Consider the following 21,756-nt stretch of genomic DNA (forward strand, 5'->3'; position numbering starts at 1 on the left):
GGCGTGGAAGAGCTTAGTCTTCCTTCTTCTTCAGCGCTTCGCCGAGGATGTCGCCGAGCGAGGCACCCGAGTCGGCCGAACCGTACTGTTCGACGGCCTGCTTCTCTTCGGCGATCTGGTACGCCTTGATCGAGAAGTTCGGCTTCTTCGAACGGTCGAAGCCGGTGACCATCGCGTCGAGCTTCTGGCCGGTCTGGAAGCGATCCGGACGCTGTTCGTCGCGGTCGCGGCCGAGGTCCGAACGCTTGATGAAGCCCGTGGCGCCATCTTCGCCGACCTGCACTTCGAGACCGCCATCGCGGACTTCGAGGACGTGCACGGTGACGACCTGGCCCTTGCGGAGCGAGCCCGAAGCGGCGGCTTCGGTCGGCGCACCCTTTTCGAGCTGCTTCATGCCGAGGCTGATGCGCTCCTTGTCGGTGTCGACGTCGAGCACGACGGCTTCGACCTGCTCGCCCTTGCGGTGCAGCGCGAGCGCGTCTTCACCCGAAATGCCCCACGCGATGTCGGACATGTGGACCATGCCGTCGACGTCGCCCGGAAGACCGATGAAGAGGCCGAATTCGGTGGCGTTCTTGACTTCGCCTTCGACTTTCGAGCCCACCGGATGCGCTTCGGCGAACTCTTCCCACGGATTGCGCTGAGCCTGCTTGAGGCCGAGCGAGATGCGACGCTTCTCGCTGTCGACCTCGAGCACCACGACTTCGACTTCCTGCGAGGTCGAGACGATCTTGCCCGGGTGGACGTTCTTCTTGGTCCAGCTCATTTCCGAAACGTGGACCAGGCCTTCGATGCCCGGCTCGATTTCGACGAATGCACCGTATTCGGTGATGTTCGTGACCTGGCCGTCGAGCTTCGCGCCGACCGGGTACTTGGCCGAAACGCCGTCCCACGGATCGCTTTCGAGCTGCTTCATGCCGAGGCTGATGCGCTGCGTTTCCGCGTTGATGCGGACGATCTGCACCGTCACGGTCTGGCCGATCTCGACCACTTCGCTCGGGTGGTTGACGCGCTTGTAGCTCATGTCGGTGACGTGGAGCAGGCCGTCGATGCCGCCGAGGTCGACGAACGCACCGTAATCGGTGATGTTCTTGACCACGCCTTCGATGACCTGGCCTTCGGCCAGCTGATCGATCAGTTCGCTGCGCTGTTCGGCGCGGGTTTCTTCGAGGACGGCGCGACGCGAGACGACGATATTGCCGCGGCGACGGTCCATCTTGAGGATCTGGAACGGCTGCGGCGTGTCCATCAGCGGGGTGACATCGCGCACGGGGCGGATGTCGACCTGCGAACCGGGCAGGAAAGCCACGGCGCCGTCGAGGTCGACGGTAAAGCCGCCCTTGACGCGACCGAAGATGCGGCCTTCGACGCGCTTGCCTTCGCCGAATTCGCTTTCGAGCTTGTCCCAAGCGGCTTCGCGGCGGGCGCGATCGCGGCTGAGCATGGCTTCGCCGTCGGCGTTTTCGACGCGGTCGACATAGACTTCGACTTCGCTGCCGACTTCGAGACCGTGCTCGTCTTCGCCGCGCATGAATTCCTTGAGGTCGACGCGGCCTTCGCTCTTGAGGCCGACATCGATGATCGCCTTGTCGTTCTCGATACCGGTCACGGTACCCTTGACGACGCGGCCTTCGAAGCCGCCGTCGATCTCGTCGCCGAGTTGTTCGTTGAGAAGCGCTTCGAAATCGTCGCGCGAGGGGGTGGCACTGGTTGCCATAAGGTGAAATTCCTGGACTGAATTGCCGGCCACCGGGAAAGCCCGGGGACTTAGGAGGCCGAACGTCCCGCGGGGCCGAATGCCGTCGCGGGAGCCTTCGGGTGCGGGGTTCGTCGGCAGGTGCCAAAAGCACGGGGGAGGGCGGCTCTGCGCCCTTCAGTCAACCCAGCCGTGCTTGGGATAGCCTGCCGCCGAACGGTTCCACACCGTCGGACCGGCGCGCGCCTAGGCGAAAAACGCGCGTAAGGCAAGGGTGATTCGTGCCGGGGGAACGGCGGAGAGAGGGGTCAGTTTTCGCCTTTCAGCGCCCGCTCGACCGCACGGATAGCAGCCGCAATCGCCTCTTCCTTCTTCATCAGCGTGGTGTCGAGGACATAGGCATCGGGCGCCGGCTTGAGCGGCGAATCCTCGCGCTCCTGGTCGCGCTTGTCGCGCGCCTCGATCTGCTCGGTGATCTCCTCGAGCGTCGTGTCGACGCCGTTCTCCTGCATTTCGCGAAAGCGGCGCGAAGCGCGCGCAGCGGCGCTGGCGGTGACGAACAGCTTGGCGTCGGCCTCTTCGGGCACGATCACCGTCCCGATGTCGCGCCCGTCGAGCACCGCGCCGCCATCCTGCAGTGCGAAGGCGCGCTGGCGCTCGAACAGCGCCTGGCGCACGCCGGGGTGGATCGAGACGCGGCTCGCCAATCCGCCGGTTTCCTCGCTGCGAAGTTCGGGATCCTCGAGCAGCTTGTCGTGGAAACCGCAGGCGCAGAGCGCCTCGACCGGGCTGTCGGGATCGAAATCGGAAATGAACGCCTGACGCCCGACCGCACGGTAAAGCAGGCCGGTGTCGAGATGCGGGAGCCCGTAATGTTCGGCGAGGGCGCGGGCGATGGTGCCCTTGCCCGAGGCAGTCGGTCCGTCGACGGCGATGATCATGCGCCTGCCTCCTGTCGTGCTGCCGACCGTTCACGCAGCGCGACGATGATGCCGTAGGTGGCGATCGTCATCCACACGATTTCGAGCACGAGCGTCGGCAGGTTGAAGTTGACCAGCAGCGACACGGTCAGCAGCGCCGCCCCGAGCAGGTTGACGAGATTGTAGACGAGCTTGTCCATCCGCTTCGCGCGATTGGCGTAGGCGAAAGCGGCGACGATGCAGAAGCTGCCGGCAAAGCCGATCAGGTTCGCGGTCTGGGACGAAATGGGAATCATGCGCGAGTGCGCTCCAGCGTATCGATGAAGGTCGGAAAGCTGGTGCCGATAGGCGAAGCGTCGTCGATCGTCACCCCCCGCGTGCTGGCGAGGCCGGCCACCGCCATGCTCATCGCGATGCGGTGATCGAGACGAGTGGGGACGGGACCGCCCCCGGCCAGCGGCGCGCCGCCGGTGCCGTGAATGGTCAGGCCGTCGGAGTGTTCTTCAACCTGCGCCCCGATCGTGCCCAGCGCGGCGGCCATGGCGGCCAGGCGATCGCTTTCCTTCACCCGCAATTCGCCGAGGCCGGTCGTGCGAGTCGTCCCTTCCGCCAGTGCGGCGGCAACAAAGAGGATCGGGAATTCGTCGATCATCGAGGGTGCGAGGGCCGGATCGATGTCGAGTCCGGCAAGCGTCGATTGCCGCACCCGCAGGTCGGCGACCGGCTCACCACCCGCCTCGCGCTCGGCGGCGATCTCGATCGCACCGCCCATCTCCCGCAATATCGCGAGCAGCCCGGCGCGGCTCGGGTTCATCCCGACGTTGCGAATGGTCAGGTCGCTGCCTTCCACGAGCAGCGCGGCGACGATAAAGAAGGCGGCCGAGGAGGGGTCGCCTGGAACCATGACGTTTTGCCCGCGCAGCCCGGATTCGCCCTTCAGTCGGATGACCTTCGCGCCGTCCTCAGCGCCGGACTCCAGCTTCGCCCCGAAGGCCTGCAGCATGCGTTCGGTATGGTCGCGGGTCGTCTCAGACTCGATCACGGTGGTCGTGCCGGCCGTATTGAGCGCGGCGAGCAGCACCGCGCTCTTCACCTGCGCGCTGGCGACGGGAAGGCGGTAGGCAATCGGGATCGCGCGCTTTGCGCCCGTGACCGTCATCGGCAGGCAGCCATCGCGCGACCGGAACTCCGCGCCCATGCGGGAGAGCGGCTCGATCACGCGCCCCATCGGGCGGCGCGACAGGCTGGCATCGCCGGTCAGCGTGACTGCTATGTCCTGGCTCGCGACCAGTCCGGACAAAAGCCGGGCGCTGGTCCCGCTATTGCCCATGTCGAGCGGCGCGCGCGGCGACATCAGCCCGCCCGTGCCGAGGCCCTGGACCACCCAGTCTGCGCCGTCGCGTTCGATGGCGACGCCCATTGCGCGCAGCGCGGCGGCGGTGGCGCGCACGTCATCGCTCTCGAGCAGGCCGGAAATCCGCGTCTCGCCCAGCGCGCTGGCGCCGAGCATCAGCGCGCGGTGGCTGATCGACTTGTCGCCCGGCACCGCGATCGTGCCGCGCAGCGGGCCGCCGGGCGTAAAGGTGCGGGAAGGGCCGTTCATGAGAAGCCGCGCTTTGACAGCGACCGCACCCTATGGCAAGGCGCGCCGCCAATGCGAAAGGGCTTGATTCCATCCCGCCCCGCCGCCACCTGCATCACTGAATTTTCTCCCGCGATTTTCGCGGGGCAAGCGTTTGAGGAAGACCATGGCCAAACCGGAATGGGGCACCAAGCGGACCTGCCCGAAATGCGGCACCCGCTTCTACGACCTGGGCGAAGAGCACCCCGTCACCTGCATCGAGTGCGGGAACGAGTGGGACCCCGAGCCCGTGCTGAAGCCCAAGCAGCCGATCCCCTTCGAGGACGAGAAGAAGGAAAAGGACAGCGATTCCGATTCGGATCTGGCCGATGACGATCTGGACGATATCGACGAGGACGACGATTCGCCCGACAACGAAGTCGACCTCGGTGGTGACGACGACCTTGGCGTGACCAAGGGCAAGGGCGACGACGACAAGGAAGACGACAGCTAATTCGTTTTCTGATAAGGGTTGCCAAACCCGGGGCGCGGTCATAAAGGGCGCGTCCTCGCCACCATCCGGGTCTCTCCGGCAGGCGGCGAAAATGAATGATTGGGGCCTTAGCTCAGCTGGGAGAGCGCAACACTGGCAGTGTTGAGGTCAGCGGTTCGATCCCGCTAGGCTCCACCATTCATCCGTCCTGACCAATATTCGGGACGAACGGTTTTACATCTAGTCGGGGCATGCGCCTCGCACGCTGGCCGACGAGGTTTCGTCCGCCGGCGTTTTTCGCGTTTGGCGGGTTTTCCGCTGAAAAGGAGTACGGCAAAGCGTGTTCGACAACCTGTCCGATCGCCTCGGTGCCACGTTCGACAAGCTGCGGGGGCGCGGTGCGCTCAAGGAGCAGGACGTGCGCGATGCGATGCGCGAGGTGCGGATCGCGCTGCTCGAAGCCGACGTCGCGCTGCCGGTCGTCCGCCGCTTCATCGATGCCGTCACCGAAAAGGCCATCGGCCAGGACGTGCTGCGCGCGGTTTCGCCCGGCCAGCAGGTCATCAAGATCGTCAATGACGAGCTTGTGCGCACGCTGGGCGGCGATCCCGACGAAGAGGAAGGCGCGCCCGCGCCCGAGGAATCGCGCCTCAAGCTCGAGGTCAAGCCGCCCGCCGTCGTGATGATGGTCGGCCTGCAGGGCTCGGGCAAGACCACCAGCACCGCCAAGATCGCGCGCTATATCCGCGAAAAGCACGGCAAGAAGGCGATGATGGCGTCGCTCGACGTCGCGCGCCCGGCGGCGCAGGAACAGCTCGCGGTGCTTGGCCAGCAGGCCGATATCGCCACGCTGCCGATCGTCCCGGGCCAGCAGCCGGTCGACATCGCCAGGCGCGCGCTCGAATCGGCGCGGCTGCAGAATTTCGACGTGCTGATGCTCGACACAGCGGGCCGCCTGCATGTCGACGATGCGCTGATGGCCGAGATGAAGGCGGTCGCCGGCGCGGCCGATCCGGCCGAAGTCTTGCTGGTGGTCGACTCGCTCACCGGCCAGGACGCGGTCAACGTCGCCAAGAGCTTCACCGACGAGGTCCCGCTGACTGGCGTGGTCCTCACTCGGATGGACGGCGATGCGCGCGGTGGTGCGGCGCTCTCGATGCGCGCCGTAACGGGCAAGCCGATCAAGTTCGCCGGTACCGGCGAGAAGCTCGATGCGCTCGAAGCGTTTCATCCGAAGCGCGTCGCGGGCCGCATCCTCGGCATGGGCGACGTCGTCAGCCTGGTCGAGAAGGCTGCCGCGACGGTCGATGCCGAAGACGCCGAACGCCTCGCCAAGCGCATGTCGAAGGGCGAGTTCGACTTGAACGACCTTCGGACCCAGCTGAAGCAGATGCAGAACATGGGCGGGCTCGGCATGCTCGCGGGCATGCTGCCCGGGATGAAGAAGGCCAAGGCCGCGATGGCCGCCTCGAACATGGACGACAAGGTGCTGCTCCACATGGACGCGATCATCGGCTCGATGACCGCGAAGGAACGCGCCAAGCCGGGCCTGATGAACGCCAAGCGCAAGAAGCGCGTCGCCGCCGGTTCGGGCACCCAGGTGCAGGACGTCAACAAACTCCTGAAGATGCACCAGGAGATGTCCAAGGCGATGAAGCAGATCAGGAAGATGGGCGGCCTCGGTGGCCTCGGGAAGCTGTTCGGCGGCGGCGGGATGCCCGGCATGGGCGGCGGTGGCGCGGGCGCTCCTTCGCTCCCCGGTCTCGGCGGCTCAGGGGGCGGCGATATTCCTCCCGAAATCCGGGACATGATGAACAAGAAAAAGTGATTTCAAGAGTTTAGGACTGAAAGGTAATATCAAATGGCAGTTGCAATCCGTCTTTCGCGTGGTGGCGCCAAGAAGCGTCCCTACTACCGCATCGTCGTCGCCGACGCGCGCAGCCCGCGCGACGGCAAGTATCTCGAGCAGATCGGCGTCTACAACCCGCTGCTCGCCAAGGACGACGAGAAGCGCGTCCAGCTGAACGAAGATCGCGCCCGTTACTGGGTCGGCGTCGGCGCGCAGCCGAGCGATCGCGTCTCCCGTTTCCTCGATGCCGCCGGCATCGTCGAGCGTGAAGCGCGCAACAACCCGCAGAAGGCCGAGCCGGGCGAGAAGGCCAAGGAACGCGCCGAAGAGAAGGCTGCGAAGGAAGCCGAAGCCAAGGAGGCCGAAGAAGCGGCCAAGGCCGAAGCCGAAGCGCCGAAGGAAGAAGAAGCCAAGGCCGAAGACGCTCCCGCCGAGGAAGCGGCTGCGGAAGAAGCCAAGGAAGAAGCTCCGGCCGAAGAAGAGAAGAAGGACGAAGCCGCCGACGAAGAGAAGTCGGAAGGCTAAGCCTCGATGTCGGACAAGCCCGTCACCCTCGCGGCCATCACCGGCGCGCACGGCGTGGCGGGCGAAGTCCGGCTCAAGCTGTTCGGAGAGGGGTGGGAGCAATTGCGCTCTCACCCCTCTTTCAATGACGGCGCGCTGAAGCTCGCCAAGGTCCGTTCGGACAACAAGCGCGGCGCGATTGCCCGTTTCGAGGGCGTCTCGAACCGCAACGAGGCCGAGGCGCTGCGCGGCACCGCGCTCACCGTTCCGCGCGACGCGCTGCCCCCGCTCGAAGAGGGCGAATACTACCACGCCGACCTGATCGGGCTCCCGGTGGTCACCGAGCAAGGCGAGGCGATCGGCACCGTCGCCGACGTGATGAATTACGGTGCGACCGACCTCGTCGAGATCGAGCGCGCAGACGGCAGGAAATTCATGGTCCCGCTGACCGAACAGGCCGTGCCCGAGTGGAACGACGAGCGCCTGGTGGTCAACGCGGCCTTCGCCGAAGACTAGGAACGGTCGCGCTCACGACGCTTTGAATCGGTATGACCGATACGAAGTCGCTCCTCTCCGCCATCCTCTTCGCGCCGCTCCTGTCGCTCGGCGCATGCCAGCAATCGACCGAACCGCCGGGCGATCCCTCCAGCGACGATCCAGCAGCGACGCGCCCCTCGGGGAGCCCTTCGCTGCTGACCGTCGAAGGCCGCATCGAAAGCGGCGTCGAATGCCGCGTACTGCACACACCCGATGGCAAGCGCTACGCCTTCAACGGCGGGGATGAATTCGCCTCCGGTGATTACGTCCGCATTACCGGCGAGCTTGCCGATGCAAGTTTCTGCCAGGAGGGCGAGGGCACGCTCGTGATCGATTCGATCGAGAGCGCCGATGCCCCTGCGCGTGATCGCGACCCGGCGCGTACTGGCGGAGTCGCACTGACCGAAGACTACGTGATCGGCAGCTGGACCGCGAAGGGTGTCGGTGCGAACTGCGCAAAGCCCGATTTCCAGATCAGCCGCAGCCCCGGCGCGCTGGTGCTCGAATCGAGCGTCAACGGCGTACCGACCGACAGCATGGTCGTGCTGGGGGACTATCCGCGCCTCGTGCTCGACGATCCGCTGCCCGACCTTCCGCTGGAGAGTCGCGGACCCGACGGTATGGCGATCCTGCGCCCCGCTACCGATGCCGCCTACGATCCGGTCTCGATCGGCGGACACCAAATCGTCGGCGACGGCGTTGTGTTCGTCAAATGCGGAAATTGAGGGCCTAGCGCCGCAACGGTTCGTCCTCGGCCAGGTGATTGCGGATCGTCGTCGCGGCGACGCCTGCCTGACCCATCGCATGGCTGATCTGGTCGAGCCCTATCACCACGTCGCCCGCCGCGAACAGGCCAGGGACGCTGGTTTCGAGATGGTCGTCGGTCGCGACGCAGCCTTCGTCGCTCAGATCGGCCCCCGCCTGCGCGGCGAGTTCGGAACGGATATCCGAGCCGAGCGCGGGGTAGACACTGGCGAATTTCATCCGTCCCTCGGCGGTGTCGAAGGCGAGGCAATCGCCCTCGATCGCGAAATTTTCGACCGGGCCGCCGACCGCATCGATCCCGGCGGCGCGGAGCCGGCGGTCGCAGCTATCCGAAAAATCGTGCTTGGGCAGCGGCGAGACGAGGGTGACATCCTTGGTATAGGTGCGCACGAACTCGGCCTCGGCGCAGCCATGCTTGCCGGTGCCGATGACCGCGACGCGCTTGTCGGTAACCTCGTAGCCGTCGCAGACGGGGCAATAGCGCAGCAGCCCGCGTGATAGCGCCTCGTCGTGGAGATCGTCCTCCATTCCCTCGGGCCGCCGATTGACGACCCCGGTGGCGAGCAGGACCGAGCGTGCGCGATAGGTTGCGCCTTCGGTGCCGACGATAAAGCCCTCTTCGTTGCGCTCGAGATGTATGACCCGCTTCTCCTCGCGATGCGCACCGTATTTCTCGGCCTGTTCGAGCATGCGCGCGAGCAGCTCCTTGCCATTGATGCCGTCGGGAAAACCCGCATGGTTGTGGCTCTTCGGGATCCATGCAGCACGGCTCTCGCCGTCGTCGAAAAGGCGGATGTCGAGGTGGTAGCGCGCGAGATAGATCGCCGCCGTCAGGCCGGCGGGGCCAGCGCCCACGATGATGCAATCGTCCATGAGTGCTCAACGCATGGGATGGTTATACGCTCCGTAAGAGGATAAAGCATTGTTCGGCGCTCAATAAGCAGTTTTGAAGTAGCCGGTTGAACGGTTCACTAGCGATTGGCGGGGGGATTTCTGATGGGTTGGATCGCTTTCCTGCTTCCTATTGCGGTTGCAGTCTGCTTGCGTTTATTCGCGAAGAGCAGAGGGTTTTGGTTCCTGATCGGGTCCCTTTTGGTATCGTACTGGCCTCTGATTGCAGCTGCGCCGACTGCGCTTTGCGGAGATGGCAGTTGCGAAATCGACTGGGTGCCTAATCCCATAGGTCTTCTGATTTTGCTTATCTCTCCGTTTATGTGGATCCATTTTTTGGTCACTTTCCTCATTGTATTTTTCATGCGACCCGACCCGAGAAATTCTGAATGACCTTCGCCGCCACCATCATTACGCTCTATCCCGAAATGTTTCCCGGGCCACTGCGGCTGTCGCTCGCGGGGCGGGCGCTCGAGGAGCAGAAATGGTCGCTCGACACCGTGCAATTGCGCGATTTCGCGCAGGACAAGCATCGCACGGTCGACGATACGCCGGCCGGGGGCGGGGCGGGCATGGTGCTGAAGGCCGATGTGCTGGGCGCAGCGATCGATCATGCGCGGCGGCTGTCGCCCGATGCCCCGGTGCTCGCCATGACACCGCGCGGGAAGCCGATCTCGCAGGCCCGCATTCGCGAGCTGGCGGCGGGGCCGGGGGTTACGCTGCTGTGCGGCCGGTTCGAGGGGTTCGACGAACGTATCTTCGAGGGCCGCGACGTCGAGGAAGTCTCGCTCGGCGATATCGTGCTGTCGGGCGGAGAACCTGCGGCGCTGGCGATACTCGACGCTTGCATTCGCCTGCTTCCCGGCGTAATGGGCGCCCCCGATAGCGGGGTCGAGGAATCGTTCGAGAACGGCCTCCTCGAATATCCGCAATTCACCCGACCTCAGGAATGGGAAGGGCGCACGATCCCTGAAGTGCTGCGATCGGGGGATCATGCGAAGATCGCGGCGTGGCGCAAGGCACGTAGCGAGGAAGACACACGGTTACGCAGGCCGGACCTTTGGGAACGTCATACGGACGCTCGGGACCAGTCTGCCTCTGGCGCGCGGCACGAAACGAAGGACGATTAGGCATGAACCTGATCCAGACACTCGAAGCCGAGGCGATCGAAAACCTCGGTAAGGACATTCCCGAATTCCGCGCGGGCGACACCGTCCGCGTCGGCGTGCGCGTCAAGGAAGGCGAGCGCGAGCGTATCCAGAACTTCGAAGGCGTGTGCATCGCGCGTTCGAACCGCGGCATGGGTTCGAACTTCACCGTGCGCAAGATGAGCTTCGGCGAGGGCGTCGAGCGCGTCTTCCCGCTCTATTCGCCGAACGTCGACACCGTCACCGTGATCCGTCGCGGCGCCGTGCGTCGCGCGAAGCTGTATTACCTGCGCGGCCGCACCGGCAAGAGCGCGCGTATCGCCGAACGTCGCGACACGCGCCCGGCGAAGGACGCCAAGTAAGCTTTCAGGCTTTCGAGCCGACGAACACACGAGGGGCGCTTCCGGCAAGGGAGCGCCCCTTTTGCATTCCGGCCCCGATTTCGTCATTGCGAGCGTAGCGAAGCAATCCAGGGCGCCGACTCGCTTCTTCACTGGATTGCCGTGGCGACTGCGTCGCCTCGCAATGACGAGTTTGGGAGAGAATGACACACCATGCGACTGTTTCTTGCCGCCCTGATGCTAAGCGCTTCGACCGTTCCTGCCGCCGCGCAGGAGGCTGCGATGACTGAGCCCGCCGAAGCCAAGCAGTTGACGTTCGAACGCGTCTTCGGCTCGCCGTCGCTCGACGGATCGAGCCCGCGCGGGGTGAAGATTTCGCCCGACGGCCGTTATCTCACCCTGCTGCGTAACCGCGAGAACGATCGCGATCGCTACGATCTGTGGGCGTTCGATCGCGAGACGCGCGAATGGACGATGCTGGTCGATAGCGAGACGGTAGGATCGGGCCGCGAACTGTCCGAGGACGAGAAGATGCAGCGCGAACGCGCGCGCGTCGGTAATTTGAAGGGCATCATCACCTATCAATGGGCGCCCGACGGCGAGGGACTGCTCGTCCCGCTCGATGGCGATCTCTACCTCGCGCGGCTCGATGGCAGCGTCACGCGGCTGACCGATACCGAGGAAAGCGAACTCAACCCGACGCTCAGCGAAGAGGGCGGTTTCGTCTCCTTCGTGCGCGATCGGCAGTTGTGGGTCGGCGCGGTAGGTGAAGCCGCACAGCCGGTAACACCGAAGGAAGGCGAGGATATTCGCTGGGGCGAGGCCGAATTCGTCGCGCAGGAGGAAATGGGCAGGCTGACCGGCTTCTGGTGGAGCCCCGACGACCGCCGCATCGCGGTCCAGCGCTTCGACGAAAGCGGGGTCGGGATCGTGACCCGCGCCGCGATCGGTGCGACCGGGACCAAGGTTTTCGACCAGCGCTATCCGGTCGCGGGCAGCGCCAATGCCGTGGTCGAACTTTTCGTCATGGATCCCGACGGCAGCGACCGGGTGAAGGTCGATCTGGGCGAAGAAACCGATATCTACCTCGCGCGTGTCGACTGGGCGCCCGATGGCAGCGCGCTTTACGTCCAGCGGCAGGATCGCGGCCAGACCAGAATCGACATGCTCAAGGTCGATCCCGCCACCGGTGACAGCGAAGTGCTGTTCACCGAACGGGCGCGCGACGGATATTGGGTGGAAATCAGCGACAGCTATCGCTTCCTCGAGGACGGTTCACTGATCTGGTGGTCCGAGCGCGACGGCTGGGGGCATCTCTACCGTTTCGCGGACGGCGAATGGACCCAGCTGACCGACGGTGACTGGCAGGTGATGGACCTGGTCGGCATCGACGAGGTGCGCGAGCGCATTACCTTCCGCGCGAACAAGGACGATGTGCTCGCGCCGCAGATCTACGCGATCGACGATTGGTCGGGCGAACCGCAGCTGCTGACCGACCCTGACTACGTCAACGGCGCCTCGATGGACCGCAAGGGCCAGACGCTGCTGGTTTCGCGTTCGAACGATACGCAGCCCACGCAGAGCTACATAGCCGATGCCGAGGGCAATCGCCTCGCCTGGATCGAGGAGAACCGCGTCGAAGGGGACCACCCGTACGCGCCCTATCTCGCGAGCCACGCGCTGGCGCGTTACGGCACGATTCCCGCCGTCGACGGTAGCGAACTCTATTACGAGATGGTCACGCCCGAGCTCGAAGAAGGCAAGAAATACCCGGTCTTCTTCTACCATTATGGCGGTCCGACCAGCCAGGTCGTCGACAAGGGCTGGGGTGGCGCGCTGCGGCAGGCAGTGGTCGACAAGGGCTATATCTGGTTCGCGCTCGACAATCGCGGCACCCCCAATCGCGGGGTCGATTTCCTCAGCCAGATCTACCGCGCGATGGGGACGATCGAAGTCGAGGACCAGGCGACCGGGGCCCAGTGGCTCAAGACGCTGGATTTCGTCGATCCCGACAAGATCGCGACCTATGGCTGGTCGTATGGCGGCTATATGTCGATCCTGATGCTGCAAGCTGATCCGGGCCTGTATGCCGCCGCGATCGCGGGTGCCCCGGTGACCAAGTGGGAGCTTTACGACACCCATTACACCGAGCGCTACATGGGCACCCCGCTGGACGATGCCGAAGCCTATGAGATCGGCAATGCGATCGTGAACGCCGACAAGATCGAGGACCCGCTACTGCTGGTGCACGGCATGGCCGACGACAACGTAGTGTTCGAGAACGCCACCGAGCTGATCGCCGCGATGCAGGAGGCCAACGTCCCGTTCGATATGATGCTTTATCCCGGCTACACGCACCGCGTGGCCGGCGAGAACATCTCGCCGCACCTGTGGAACACCTATTTCCGATTCCTCGAGCAGAACGGGGTGACCGCACCCGAGTGACGAAGCGCGGCGGCAAACTGGGCTTCAATGCCGCCTGGTCGATGGCGGTCGGGGGTATGATCGGCGGCGGCATCTTCGCCACTTTGGGCGTGGTCATCGCCGTGGCGGGCAAGCTCGCCTGGTTGAGCTTCGTGATCGGTGGCCTGATCGCGCTGGCGACCGGATACAGCTATGCGCGGCTGACGCAGGATTTCGACTGCGCCGGGGGCGCCTTCGCATTCTTGCGCCGGGTGGGCGCCGAGCGGGCCGCGCGGGTGACGGTCTGGGCGCTGATGCTCGGCTATACGCTGACCGTATCGGTCTATGCCTTCACCTTCGGGGCCTATCTCGCGCATGCCGTCGGCGGGCCTTCGTGGCTGCCGCAGGTGGCGGCTCTCTTGGCGATCTTCGTGCTGGCCGGAGTCAATCTGAAGGGGGTCGGCGAAAGTGCGACCGTCGAGATCGTCGCCGTTTGGGGCAAGCTGGCGATCCTGTTCGGGTTGGCGTTCATCGGCCTCCTCCGCTGGGCACCCGAACGGATGGCAGCGGCGGACAGCAGCGGGAGCGGGATCAGCGGGGCCATCGTCGGCGCCGCGACCGTGTTCATGGCCTATGAAGGCTTCCAGCTGCTGGCTTACGATTACGACGACATGGAAGACGGCAAGGCCTTGATCGGCAAGGCCATGCTGTGGGCGATCGTTACTACGATCGCGATTTATGTGCTCGTCACCCTGGGCACTGCCATGCTGGTCGGGGCCGATGCGATCATTGCGAAGAAGGAAGTCGCCCTGGCGGATGCAGGTCGTGCTGCGGCCGGAACCGCTGGCTTGATCGCGGTCACGATCGCCGCGGTGTTCTCGACTGCCTCGGCGATCAACGCGACGATTTTCTCCACCGCGCGCCTCGGCAAGGAAGCCGAGGCCGAAGGTGAGCTCCCCGCGATCTTCGGCAAGACCGACAGTGAGGGCGTGCCCTGGGCGGGTGTATTGATCGTCGCGGTCGTGGCGGCGGTGCTCGCGGTCTTCGGTGGTCTCAGCCAGCTCGTGCAAGGCGCGAGCTTCGTGTTCCTTGCGGTCTTCGCCGTCGTCAACGTCGTTGCGGTGCGGCATGGCGTGGCCCATCCGGCGATCGCCTATACCGGCGCCCTCGGCGCTGTCGCGGCCATCCTGCTGCTTGCGCTGCATCTGGCGGGAATCATCTGACCGCAGGGTCGGTCAAGCGAATGTGCGCTTGCGGGTGGGCAGGTAATCGCTATCTCGGCGGCACACTCTCACAGTGGAGACATGGATTTGGGTTACAGGGTAGTCGTCGTCGGTGCGACCGGGAATGTCGGGCGCGAAGTGATGCAGGTGCTCGCCGAGCGCGAGTTTCCGTGCGACGAGGTCGCTGCGGTCGCATCCTCACGCTCGCAGGGGAGCGAGGTCGAATTCGGCGACACCGGCAAGATGCTCAAATGCAAGAATATCGAGCACTTCGATTTCACCGGCTGGGACATCGCGTTGTTCGCCGCCGGGTCCGACGTATCCAAGACCTATGCGCCCAAGGCCGCGAAGGCGGGATGCGTGGTGATCGACAATTCTTCGCTCTACCGGATGGACCCGGACGTTCCGCTGATCGTGCCGGAGGTAAATCCGGACGCGATTTCAGAATATTCCAAGCGCAACATCATCGCCAACCCGAACTGTTCGACCGCGCAGATGGTCGTCGCATTGAAGCCTCTGCACGATGCCGCCACGATCAAGCGCGTGGTCGTCTCGACCTACCAATCGGTCTCGGGCGCCGGGAAGGCCGGGATGGACGAACTGTTCGAGCAGAGCCGCGCGATCTTCGTCGGCGACAGCCCCGATCCGGCAAAGTTCCAGAAGCAGATCGCCTTCAACGTCATTCCTCAGATCGACGTCTTCCTCGATGACGGATCGACCAAGGAAGAATGGAAGATGGTCGTCGAAACAAAGAAGATCTTGAGCGCAAAGATCAAGGTCCAGGCGACCTGCGTGCGCGTGCCGGTGTTCGTGGGCCACTCCGAAAGCATCGCGATCGAATTCGAGGACGAGATGTCGGCGGAGCAGGCCCAGGATATCCTGCGCGAGGCGCCCGGCATCATGCTTGTCGACAAGCGCGAAGACGCCGGATACGTCACCCCGGTCGAATGCGTCGGCGACAGTGCGACCTTCATCAGCCGTGTGCGCGACGATCCCACGGTCGAGAATGGCATCGCGCTGTGGTGCGTCTCGGACAACCTCCGCAAGGGCGCGGCGCTCAATGCGGTCCAGATCGCCGAACTGCTCGGGCGGGAGTGCCTGAAGAAGGGATGATCGCGATGCGGGCGCTACCGGTTCTTGCTGTCCTTTTGCTGGCCGCCTGCGGCGAGCCCGCCTCCGACGAGAGCACATCCGACCAGTCGCAGGTAGAGCTGCCTTCCGAAGCGATCGCCGAGCCCGAGCCTCTCCAGGAAGGCGAAACGGTCGTGTCCGAGGCGCGACCGATCCCGGCGCTCGACGGCGAGGGGCTGCGGATGGTCATTCCGTCGGGCGCGACCCGGCTGATCGCCTTCGGCAGCGGGCGGCAGGTGGTCGAGAACGCGCTCGGGCGATCGCTCGGCAAGGGCGGTACGCGCAGCAGCAATCGCGAGTGCGGTGCCGGCCCGATGGAATTCTCGACGATCGACGGGCTGACGCTCAATTTCCAGGACGGGAAGTTCGTCGGCTGGAACATCGACGGCACGCTCGGCCTGACGACGATCGACGGCATGGGCGTCGGAAGCAACCGCGCGGTGCTTGAGCAGTCGCGCACGCTGGCGATGCAGGACAGCACGCTCGGCAAGGAGTTTCGCAGCGGCGGGATCGGCGGATTCCTCGACGAGGAGGGCGACACGGTCACGATGCTCTACGCCGGCACGCAGTGCTTCTTCCGCTGACATGACCGGCGCCAACCCGATCCTGCCCGCCGATCTCTTTTTCAGCTTTCGTTCGCCCTACAGCTATCTCGCGATCGGGCGCTATCGTGCATTGGCGGAAAGCCATACGGTCGATATCGCGCTGCGCCCGGTCTACCCGCTCGCGATCCGCAAGCCTGATTTCTTCGAACAGAGCAATCCGGCCTGGCTCGGCTACCTGCTGCGCGATGTGCCGCGCCTCGCCGAATATCACGGCATCCCCTTCGGCATCCCGCGGCCGGATCCGATCGTGCAGGACCTCCACACGCGCAAGATTGCCGACAAGCAGCCCTATATCCGCCGCATCACTCGGCTGGGCCAGGCCGCTGCGCGGCGCGGCCACGGCCTCGCCTTCGCGCATGAAGCCGCCGGACTGATCTGGGGCGGCGCGGCGAACTGGCACGAGGGCGATCATCTCGCACAGGCTGCGTCGGCCGCGGGTCTAGACTTTACCGACCTCGAAGCCGAAGCGCGAGACGACGCGGATGCCCTCGACGTCGAGATCGCCGCCAACCAGCAAGCGCTCGAGGACGCCGGCCATTGGGGCGTGCCGACGCTGGTGTTCGAAGGCGAGCCGTTCTTCGGACAAGACCGTATCGACATTGCCAGGTGGCGCATGGAGCAGAAGGGATTGCAGGCACGATGAGCGAACGGATCGCCAGTTTCGACGGGCAGGAAATCGCCGTTCATCGCATGGGCGAGGGACGCCCGGTGTTGCTCCTGCACGGCCTCTTTTCGAGCGCCGAGATGAACTGGATCAAGTACGGCCATGCGGCAAAGCTCGCCGAGGCCGGGTTCGAATGCATCATGCCCGATCTGCGTGCGCACGGCGAAAGCGCCAAGCCGCACGCGGCCTCGGCCTATCCGCACGACGTGCTGGTGAGCGACGTCGCAGCGCTGGTGCAGGCGCTCGATCTGGTCGACTACGATCTGGTCGGTTTCTCTCTCGGTGCGCGAACGGCGGCTCGGGCAGTGCTGTCCGGCTTGACCCCGCGCAGGCTGGTGCTCGCGGGAATGGGGCTCGAAGGGCTCGCCGGATGGGACAAACGTGCCGCCTTCTTCATCGACGCGATCGATCGCTTCGACGAAATCGAACGCGACGATCCGGCCTATTTCGCCAAGAACTTCATGAAGACGATGAAAACCGACCGGGTGGCCGCGCGCCATCTGCTCCAGAGCGTGGGCGACACCGCACCCGAAGCACTCGAAGCGATCTCGATGCCCACCGCGATCGTGTGCGGCGACGAGGATCGGGACAACGGTTCGCCCGAACGCCTCGCCGAGGCGATCCCCGATGCGAAGCATGTCGAGGTGCCGGGCACGCATATGTCGAGCGTGGTGAAGCCCGAGCTTGGACAGGCGATCGCCGATTTCCTATCCGCTTGATTTGGCGCGGCGCGAAGTCCAGACTTCGCGCAACGCAAAATCGAGAGGATGCCGTTTCATGAAATTCCGTACCGCCGCCGCCATCGCGCCGCTCGCGCTGGGGCTCGCCGCCTGTAGTACCGCCAATGCCGAAGCCCCTGCCAGCGCGCCGGTGGCCGCGCAGGATGAGGCGCGCGAGTACCCGCTGACGCCCGAAGGCGCGGCGAAGTGGGTCGCGATGGTCGAGGCGGACCTGTTCGACCATTCGGTCGAGGCCGCGCGGATCGACTGGATCAACGCGACCTACATCACCCACGACACCAACGAACTGGCCGCCAAGATCGGTGCGGTGAGCACCGAGAAGACGGTGCGCTACGCCCTCGAAGCTGCGAAATATGCCGAAGTGGCCGGACTCGCGCCCGACGTCGCTCGCAAGCTCGATATCCTGCGTACCTCGGTGAACCTGCCGGCGCCCACCACACCGGGCGCGGCGGAACGGGCTGCGCAGCTCGCCGTCAGCCTCAACTCGCAATACGGCGCGGGCAAGGGCACGCTCAACGGCGAACCGATCAGCGGCTCGGACATCGAGGCCGAAATGGGCAATCTCGATCGCACGCCCGCTGAATATGCCGAAATGTGGGCCAGCTGGCACACCAATGTCGGTGCGCCGATGAAGGACGAATATCGCGAACTAGTCGGAATCTCGAATGCCGGCGCGCAGGAACTGGGCTTCAGCGACGTCGGTGCTATGTGGCGCTCGGGCTATGACATGACACCCGAGGAATTCGCCGCCGAGACCGAGCGGATGTGGCAGGAAGTGAAGCCGCTCTATGAAAGCCTGCACACCTATGTCCGCTGGAAATTGAACGAGCACTATGGCGATGCGATCCAGCCCAAGACCGGGCCGATCCGTGCCGACCTGCTCGGCAATATGTGGGCGCAGGAATGGGGCAATGTCTACCCGCTGGTCGCGCCCGAGGGATCGGGAGATCTGGGCTACGACCTGACCGAACTGATTGCGGAAAAGGGCCTCGACGAACGCGGGATGGTGAAGGTGGGTGAGGATTTCTTCTCCTCGCTCGGCTTCGATCCGCTGCCCGGGACCTTCTGGGAGCGCAGCCAGTTCACCAAGCCCGAAGACCGCGAGGTCGTGTGCCATGCTTCGGCCTGGGACCTCGACAACAAGGACGACATCCGCATCAAGATGTGCATCAAGCGCAATGCGGACGATTTCATCACCATCCACCACGAGCTCGGCCACAATTATTACCAGCGCGCCTACAAGGACCAGTCCTACCTCTACCTGTCCGGCGCGAACGACGGGTTTCACGAGGCGATCGGCGACATGATCGCGCTATCGATCACGCCCGAATACCTCGTCCAGATCGGGATGCTCGATCGTGACCAGGTGCCCAGTGCCGACAAGGATATCGGCCTGCTGCTGCGTCAGGCGATGGACAAGGTCGCGTTCCTGCCGTTCGGCCTGCTGGTCGATCGCTGGCGCTGGGGCGTGTTCGACGGCTCGATCACGCCCGCCGAATACAATTCGGCGTGGCACGGTCTGAAGCGCGAATACCAAGGCATCACCCCGCCGGTCGATCGCCCCGCCGATGCCTTCGATCCGGGTGCGAAGTACCACATCCCGGGCAACGTCTCCTACACCCGCTACTTCCTCGCACGGTTGCTGCAGTTCCAGTTCTACAAGGCCGCCTGCGACCAGGCGGGCTGGGACGGGCCGCTCCACCGTTGCTCGTTCTACGGCAACGAGGAAGTGGGCGAGAAATTGAACGCCATGCTCGAACTCGGCGGATCGAAGCCGTGGGCAGACGCGCTCGAGGAGTTCACCGGCGAACGCCAGATGAGCGGCAAGGCGATGATGGAGTATTTCGCCCCGCTCAAGGCATGGCTCGACGAGCAGAACGAAGGCAAGCCGACCGGATGGTGAGGTCGCTCCTGCCGCTCGTCGCGCTCGCCCTCTTGGGCTGTGCGCCCATCGCCGGGGAAGAGACGCGCGCGTCCGGCGCCTCGGATGTGGGCGGCGCGCTGTTCGTCGCGGGCAAGTTCGGCAACACGCTCGCGCGGATCGACCTTGCCTCCGGCGAGGAGACCGCGCGGGTGGCCAGCTGTGTCAACCCGCACGAGCTCGCGACCTCGCCGGATGAGCGGTATGTCGCGCTCGCCTGCTATGGCGGACGCACGGTCGATATCTTCCGCACTTCCGATCTCGCCAAGGTGAAGAGCATCGAACTGGGCGAGGGCGCGCGTCCGCACGGGATCGTCTGGCACGCCAATGGCGATCTCTATGCGACCGCCGAGGGCCGCCAGTCGATCTACTGGATCAAGGACCCGCTGGGAGCGGCGGAGACGTTCGAATATGCCAGCGGCCAGCGCGGCACGCACATGCTCGCGGTCGCGCCCGATGGGCGCCATGCCTGGACCACCGACCTGGGTTCGAAAACGGTCACGCGAATCGATTTGCGTACGCGCCGCGCGCCCCTGTCGGTCGAGGTCGGCGAGGAGCCGGAAGGCATCGCGCTGTCGAGCGACGGAGCGACGCTCTACGTCTCGGCGCGCGGTTCGAACGAGGCCTATGCGATCGACCCGCAGACGCTCGAAGTGCGCAAGACCATCCCGACCGGACGGTTCGCGCTGCGCATCGTCACCCGGCCGCAGGGCGACTACGCGGTGACTTCGAACCTGATGGACGGATCGCTGACGGTAATCGACCTCGACACTTTCGAACCGGTCCGCACCATCCCGGTGTCGAGCCCGGCCGAGGCCGAGGCGCGCACGCAGGTCACCGTGCTGTGGTCGCCCGACGGCGAGCGCATCTATGCCGCCGAAACGATGAGCAACACGATCGCCGAGATCGATTTCGCCAGCGGCGACGTGCTGCGCCGGCTTCCGGGCGAGGGCGGTGGCGACGGGATCGCGATCGTCGAATGAGCAAACGCCGCAAGGAGCTGCCCGTGGTGGGCTGGCGCGAGCTGGTGCACCTGCCCGAACTCGGCCTGCACGAGGTTCCCGCCAAGATCGACACCGGCGCGCGAACTTCCTCGCTCCACGGCCAAGTGGTCGAGGAATTCGAACGGGACGGAGAAAAATACGTTCGTTTCAGCGTCGAATTTCCCGAGCAAAAAGTGCGCCAGATTTGCGAGGCGGTGCATGTCGACATTCGCGGCATCACCAGTTCGAACGGCGAGAAACAGCGGCGCTACGTGATCAAGTCGCCGCTACGGATCGGCGATCTCGAATTCCGGGCAGAGATCAGCCTCGCCGACCGCTCGGACATGAAATTTCCGATGCTGATCGGGCGATCCTCCTTGCGTCGGCGCTTCGTCGTCGACAGTGGGCATTCCTGGTTGCAGACAGACGGCCGCGAAGCGGTGAAAGGGCATAAACCATGAAGATTGCGATGCTTGCCCGGAATCCCAAGCTCTATTCGCACCAACGCCTCGTCGAGGCGGCGGAAGCGCGTGGACATTCGCTCGATATCCTCAATACGACCCGCTGCACGGTGCACATCGCGAGCCATCGACCCGAGGTCTATTACAACGGCGAGCCGTGCATCGGCTATGATGCGATCATCCCGCGCATCGGCGCGTCGGTGACCAATTACGGCCTCGCGATCCTGCGCCAGTTCGAGATGCGCGGCTGCTGGCCGCTCAATGAAAGCGTCGCGATCGGGCGTAGCCGCGACAAGCTGCGCAGCATGCAGATCCTCGCCAAGTACGGACTCGGCCTGCCGCTTACCGCCTATGCCAACGATCCCAAGCAGGCCGAGGAGATCATCAAGGCGGTCAAGGGACCGCCGGTGGTGATCAAGCTGCTCGAAGGCACTCAGGGCATCGGCGTGGTGCTTGCGGAGACGATGTCGTCGGCCAAGTCTGTGATCGAGGCGTTCCGCGGCGCCAACGTCAATATCCTCGTGCAGGAATTCATCAAGGAAGCGGGCGGCACCGATATCCGCGCGCTGGTGATCGGCGGGAAGGTCGTTGCCGCGATGAAGCGCACGGGCGCACCCGACGATTTCCGCTCCAACCTCCACCGCGGCGGCAGCGCGCAACTGATCAAGATCACGCCCGAGGAACGCAGCACCGCAGTTCGCGCGGCGAAACGCATGGGCCTCAACGTTTGCGGCGTGGACATGCTGCGCAGCAACCATGGCCCGGTGATCATGGAGGTGAATTCCTCGCCGGGACTCGAAGGGATCGAGAACGCCACCGGCAAGGACGTCGCGGGCATGATCATCGACTATATCGAGAAGAACGCGAAGATCGGGAAGACGAAGACGAAGGGGCAGGGCTGACCTCCTACCACTCGCTCA

General features: G+C 64.7%; 22 protein-coding genes and 1 tRNA gene. 18 read left to right on the forward strand and 5 right to left on the reverse strand.

Annotated elements, in window-relative coordinates; translation table 11 throughout:
* Positions 1-13: 13 nt before the first annotated feature.
* The 4 genes from rpsA to aroA all read right to left on the reverse strand — a co-directional run bounded on the left by rpsA (position 14) and on the right by aroA (position 4,219).
* On the reverse strand, positions 14-1,717 hold the full coding sequence (gene rpsA, locus IEW49_RS04485; RefSeq protein WP_188641552.1) for a 30S ribosomal protein S1: 1,704 nt from the start codon (positions 1,715-1,717) through the stop codon (positions 14-16).
* A 287-nt stretch (positions 1,718-2,004) separates the two neighbouring features.
* Complete coding sequence (locus IEW49_RS04490) at positions 2,005-2,637, reverse strand: (d)CMP kinase (RefSeq protein WP_188641553.1); 633 nt, start codon at positions 2,635-2,637, stop codon at positions 2,005-2,007.
* Positions 2,634-2,912 carry a CBU_0592 family membrane protein gene (locus tag IEW49_RS04495; protein WP_188641554.1) on the reverse strand — a complete coding sequence of 93 codons (279 nt, stop codon included), beginning with the start codon at positions 2,910-2,912 and terminating at the stop codon, positions 2,634-2,636. The genes IEW49_RS04490 and IEW49_RS04495 overlap by 4 nt, the downstream gene beginning before the upstream one ends.
* Positions 2,909-4,219, reverse strand: coding sequence for a 3-phosphoshikimate 1-carboxyvinyltransferase (gene aroA / locus IEW49_RS04500; RefSeq protein ID WP_188641555.1), 1,311 nt, complete (start codon positions 4,217-4,219; stop codon positions 2,909-2,911). Before aroA ends, IEW49_RS04495 begins: the two co-directional genes overlap by 4 nt.
* A 145-nt stretch (positions 4,220-4,364) precedes the next feature.
* Here aroA and IEW49_RS04505 point away from each other — a divergent pair, with 145 nt between their 5' ends.
* From IEW49_RS04505 to IEW49_RS04530, 6 genes are all read left to right on the forward strand, one after another.
* On the forward strand, positions 4,365-4,691 hold the full coding sequence (locus tag IEW49_RS04505) for a TIGR02300 family protein (RefSeq protein ID WP_188641556.1): 327 nt from the start codon (positions 4,365-4,367) through the stop codon (positions 4,689-4,691).
* Between the two features lie 101 nt (positions 4,692-4,792).
* Positions 4,793-4,868, forward strand: a tRNA-Ala gene (locus tag IEW49_RS04510).
* Between the two features lie 142 nt (positions 4,869-5,010).
* Positions 5,011-6,498, forward strand: coding sequence for a signal recognition particle protein (gene ffh / locus IEW49_RS04515; protein ID WP_188641557.1), 1,488 nt, complete (start codon positions 5,011-5,013; stop codon positions 6,496-6,498).
* 33 nt (positions 6,499-6,531) lie between these two features.
* Complete coding sequence (gene rpsP, locus IEW49_RS04520) at positions 6,532-7,044, forward strand: 30S ribosomal protein S16 (RefSeq protein ID WP_188641558.1); 513 nt, start codon at positions 6,532-6,534, stop codon at positions 7,042-7,044.
* Between the two features lie 6 nt (positions 7,045-7,050).
* Positions 7,051-7,539, forward strand: coding sequence for a ribosome maturation factor RimM (gene rimM, locus IEW49_RS04525; protein ID WP_188641559.1), 489 nt, complete (start codon positions 7,051-7,053; stop codon positions 7,537-7,539).
* Between the two features lie 32 nt (positions 7,540-7,571).
* Positions 7,572-8,285, forward strand: a complete 714-nt coding sequence (locus IEW49_RS04530) for a DUF5818 domain-containing protein (protein ID WP_188641560.1) — start codon at positions 7,572-7,574, stop codon at positions 8,283-8,285.
* Between the two features lie 4 nt (positions 8,286-8,289).
* Here the strand turns inward: IEW49_RS04530 and IEW49_RS04535 are convergent, their stop codons facing one another.
* The gene (locus IEW49_RS04535; protein WP_188641561.1) at positions 8,290-9,198 is read right to left on the reverse strand and encodes an NAD(P)/FAD-dependent oxidoreductase; all 909 of its coding nucleotides are present in this window, start codon (positions 9,196-9,198) and stop codon (positions 8,290-8,292) included.
* 407 nt (positions 9,199-9,605) lie between these two features.
* On the opposite strand from IEW49_RS04535, the gene trmD reads away from it, so the two are divergent.
* From trmD to rimK, 12 genes are all read left to right on the forward strand, one after another.
* Positions 9,606-10,346, forward strand: a complete 741-nt coding sequence (gene trmD, locus IEW49_RS04540) for a tRNA (guanosine(37)-N1)-methyltransferase TrmD (RefSeq protein ID WP_188641562.1) — start codon at positions 9,606-9,608, stop codon at positions 10,344-10,346.
* Positions 10,347-10,348: 2 nt separating this feature from the next.
* Positions 10,349-10,726, forward strand: a complete 378-nt coding sequence (gene rplS / locus IEW49_RS04545; protein ID WP_188641563.1) for a 50S ribosomal protein L19 — start codon at positions 10,349-10,351, stop codon at positions 10,724-10,726.
* A 192-nt stretch (positions 10,727-10,918) separates the two neighbouring features.
* Entirely contained in the window at positions 10,919-13,150 is a 2,232-nt protein-coding gene (locus IEW49_RS04550) for a S9 family peptidase (RefSeq protein WP_188641564.1), read from the forward strand.
* On the forward strand, positions 13,147-14,331 hold the full coding sequence (locus IEW49_RS04555) for an APC family permease (protein ID WP_229658082.1): 1,185 nt from the start codon (positions 13,147-13,149) through the stop codon (positions 14,329-14,331). Before IEW49_RS04550 ends, IEW49_RS04555 begins: the two co-directional genes overlap by 4 nt.
* A gap of 87 nt (positions 14,332-14,418) precedes the next feature.
* Complete coding sequence (locus tag IEW49_RS04560; RefSeq protein WP_188643091.1) at positions 14,419-15,444, forward strand: aspartate-semialdehyde dehydrogenase; 1,026 nt, start codon at positions 14,419-14,421, stop codon at positions 15,442-15,444.
* A 5-nt stretch (positions 15,445-15,449) separates the two neighbouring features.
* Positions 15,450-16,046: an aspartate-semialdehyde dehydrogenase gene (locus IEW49_RS04565; RefSeq protein WP_188641565.1), complete on the forward strand. Its 597-nt coding sequence runs from the start codon at positions 15,450-15,452 to the stop codon at positions 16,044-16,046.
* 1 nt (position 16,047) lies between these two features.
* On the forward strand, positions 16,048-16,710 hold the full coding sequence (locus IEW49_RS04570; RefSeq protein WP_188641566.1) for a 2-hydroxychromene-2-carboxylate isomerase: 663 nt from the start codon (positions 16,048-16,050) through the stop codon (positions 16,708-16,710).
* On the forward strand, positions 16,707-17,450 hold the full coding sequence (locus IEW49_RS04575; protein ID WP_188641567.1) for an alpha/beta fold hydrolase: 744 nt from the start codon (positions 16,707-16,709) through the stop codon (positions 17,448-17,450). Before IEW49_RS04570 ends, IEW49_RS04575 begins: the two co-directional genes overlap by 4 nt.
* A gap of 58 nt (positions 17,451-17,508) precedes the next feature.
* Positions 17,509-19,374 carry a M2 family metallopeptidase gene (locus IEW49_RS04580; RefSeq protein ID WP_188641568.1) on the forward strand — a complete coding sequence of 622 codons (1,866 nt, stop codon included), beginning with the start codon at positions 17,509-17,511 and terminating at the stop codon, positions 19,372-19,374.
* The gene (locus IEW49_RS04585; protein ID WP_188641569.1) at positions 19,368-20,375 is read left to right on the forward strand and encodes a YncE family protein; all 1,008 of its coding nucleotides are present in this window, start codon (positions 19,368-19,370) and stop codon (positions 20,373-20,375) included. Before IEW49_RS04580 ends, IEW49_RS04585 begins: the two co-directional genes overlap by 7 nt.
* Positions 20,372-20,836, forward strand: coding sequence for an ATP-dependent zinc protease family protein (locus tag IEW49_RS04590; protein ID WP_188641570.1), 465 nt, complete (start codon positions 20,372-20,374; stop codon positions 20,834-20,836). Before IEW49_RS04585 ends, IEW49_RS04590 begins: the two co-directional genes overlap by 4 nt.
* Complete coding sequence (gene rimK, locus IEW49_RS04595) at positions 20,833-21,738, forward strand: 30S ribosomal protein S6--L-glutamate ligase (RefSeq protein ID WP_188641571.1); 906 nt, start codon at positions 20,833-20,835, stop codon at positions 21,736-21,738. The genes IEW49_RS04590 and rimK overlap by 4 nt, the downstream gene beginning before the upstream one ends.
* Positions 21,739-21,756 lie beyond the last annotated feature (18 nt).

Origin of the sequence: Pseudoblastomonas marina, from assembly GCF_014641655.1 — a bacterium.
Lineage (GTDB): Bacteria > Pseudomonadota > Alphaproteobacteria > Sphingomonadales > Sphingomonadaceae > Alteriqipengyuania_A > Alteriqipengyuania_A marina.

Excerpts from the sequence above, each read along its gene's own strand:
- IEW49_RS04535 (WP_188641561.1), bottom strand. The coding sequence starts at position 9,198 with ATGGACGATTGCATCATCGTGGGCGCTGGCCCCGCCGGCCTGACGGCG.
- IEW49_RS04530 (WP_188641560.1), top strand. The coding sequence starts at position 7,572 with ATGACCGATACGAAGTCGCTCCTCTCCGCCATCCTCTTCGCGCCGCTC.
- rimK (WP_188641571.1), top strand. The coding sequence starts at position 20,833 with ATGAAGATTGCGATGCTTGCCCGGAATCCCAAGCTCTATTCGCACCAA.
- IEW49_RS04575 (WP_188641567.1), top strand. The coding sequence starts at position 16,707 with ATGAGCGAACGGATCGCCAGTTTCGACGGGCAGGAAATCGCCGTTCAT.
- aroA (WP_188641555.1), bottom strand. The coding sequence starts at position 4,219 with ATGAACGGCCCTTCCCGCACCTTTACGCCCGGCGGCCCGCTGCGCGGC.
- IEW49_RS04505 (WP_188641556.1), top strand. The coding sequence starts at position 4,365 with ATGGCCAAACCGGAATGGGGCACCAAGCGGACCTGCCCGAAATGCGGC.
- IEW49_RS04550 (WP_188641564.1), top strand. The coding sequence starts at position 10,919 with ATGCGACTGTTTCTTGCCGCCCTGATGCTAAGCGCTTCGACCGTTCCT.
- IEW49_RS04565 (WP_188641565.1), top strand. The coding sequence starts at position 15,450 with ATGCGGGCGCTACCGGTTCTTGCTGTCCTTTTGCTGGCCGCCTGCGGC.
- IEW49_RS04495 (WP_188641554.1), bottom strand. The coding sequence starts at position 2,912 with ATGATTCCCATTTCGTCCCAGACCGCGAACCTGATCGGCTTTGCCGGC.
- rplS (WP_188641563.1), top strand. The coding sequence starts at position 10,349 with ATGAACCTGATCCAGACACTCGAAGCCGAGGCGATCGAAAACCTCGGT.
- IEW49_RS04490 (WP_188641553.1), bottom strand. The coding sequence starts at position 2,637 with ATGATCATCGCCGTCGACGGACCGACTGCCTCGGGCAAGGGCACCATC.
- rpsP (WP_188641558.1), top strand. The coding sequence starts at position 6,532 with ATGGCAGTTGCAATCCGTCTTTCGCGTGGTGGCGCCAAGAAGCGTCCC.
- rimM (WP_188641559.1), top strand. The coding sequence starts at position 7,051 with ATGTCGGACAAGCCCGTCACCCTCGCGGCCATCACCGGCGCGCACGGC.
- IEW49_RS04585 (WP_188641569.1), top strand. The coding sequence starts at position 19,368 with ATGGTGAGGTCGCTCCTGCCGCTCGTCGCGCTCGCCCTCTTGGGCTGT.
- IEW49_RS04590 (WP_188641570.1), top strand. The coding sequence starts at position 20,372 with ATGAGCAAACGCCGCAAGGAGCTGCCCGTGGTGGGCTGGCGCGAGCTG.
- IEW49_RS04580 (WP_188641568.1), top strand. The coding sequence starts at position 17,509 with ATGAAATTCCGTACCGCCGCCGCCATCGCGCCGCTCGCGCTGGGGCTC.
- rpsA (WP_188641552.1), bottom strand. The coding sequence starts at position 1,717 with ATGGCAACCAGTGCCACCCCCTCGCGCGACGATTTCGAAGCGCTTCTC.
- IEW49_RS04570 (WP_188641566.1), top strand. The coding sequence starts at position 16,048 with ATGACCGGCGCCAACCCGATCCTGCCCGCCGATCTCTTTTTCAGCTTT.
- trmD (WP_188641562.1), top strand. The coding sequence starts at position 9,606 with ATGACCTTCGCCGCCACCATCATTACGCTCTATCCCGAAATGTTTCCC.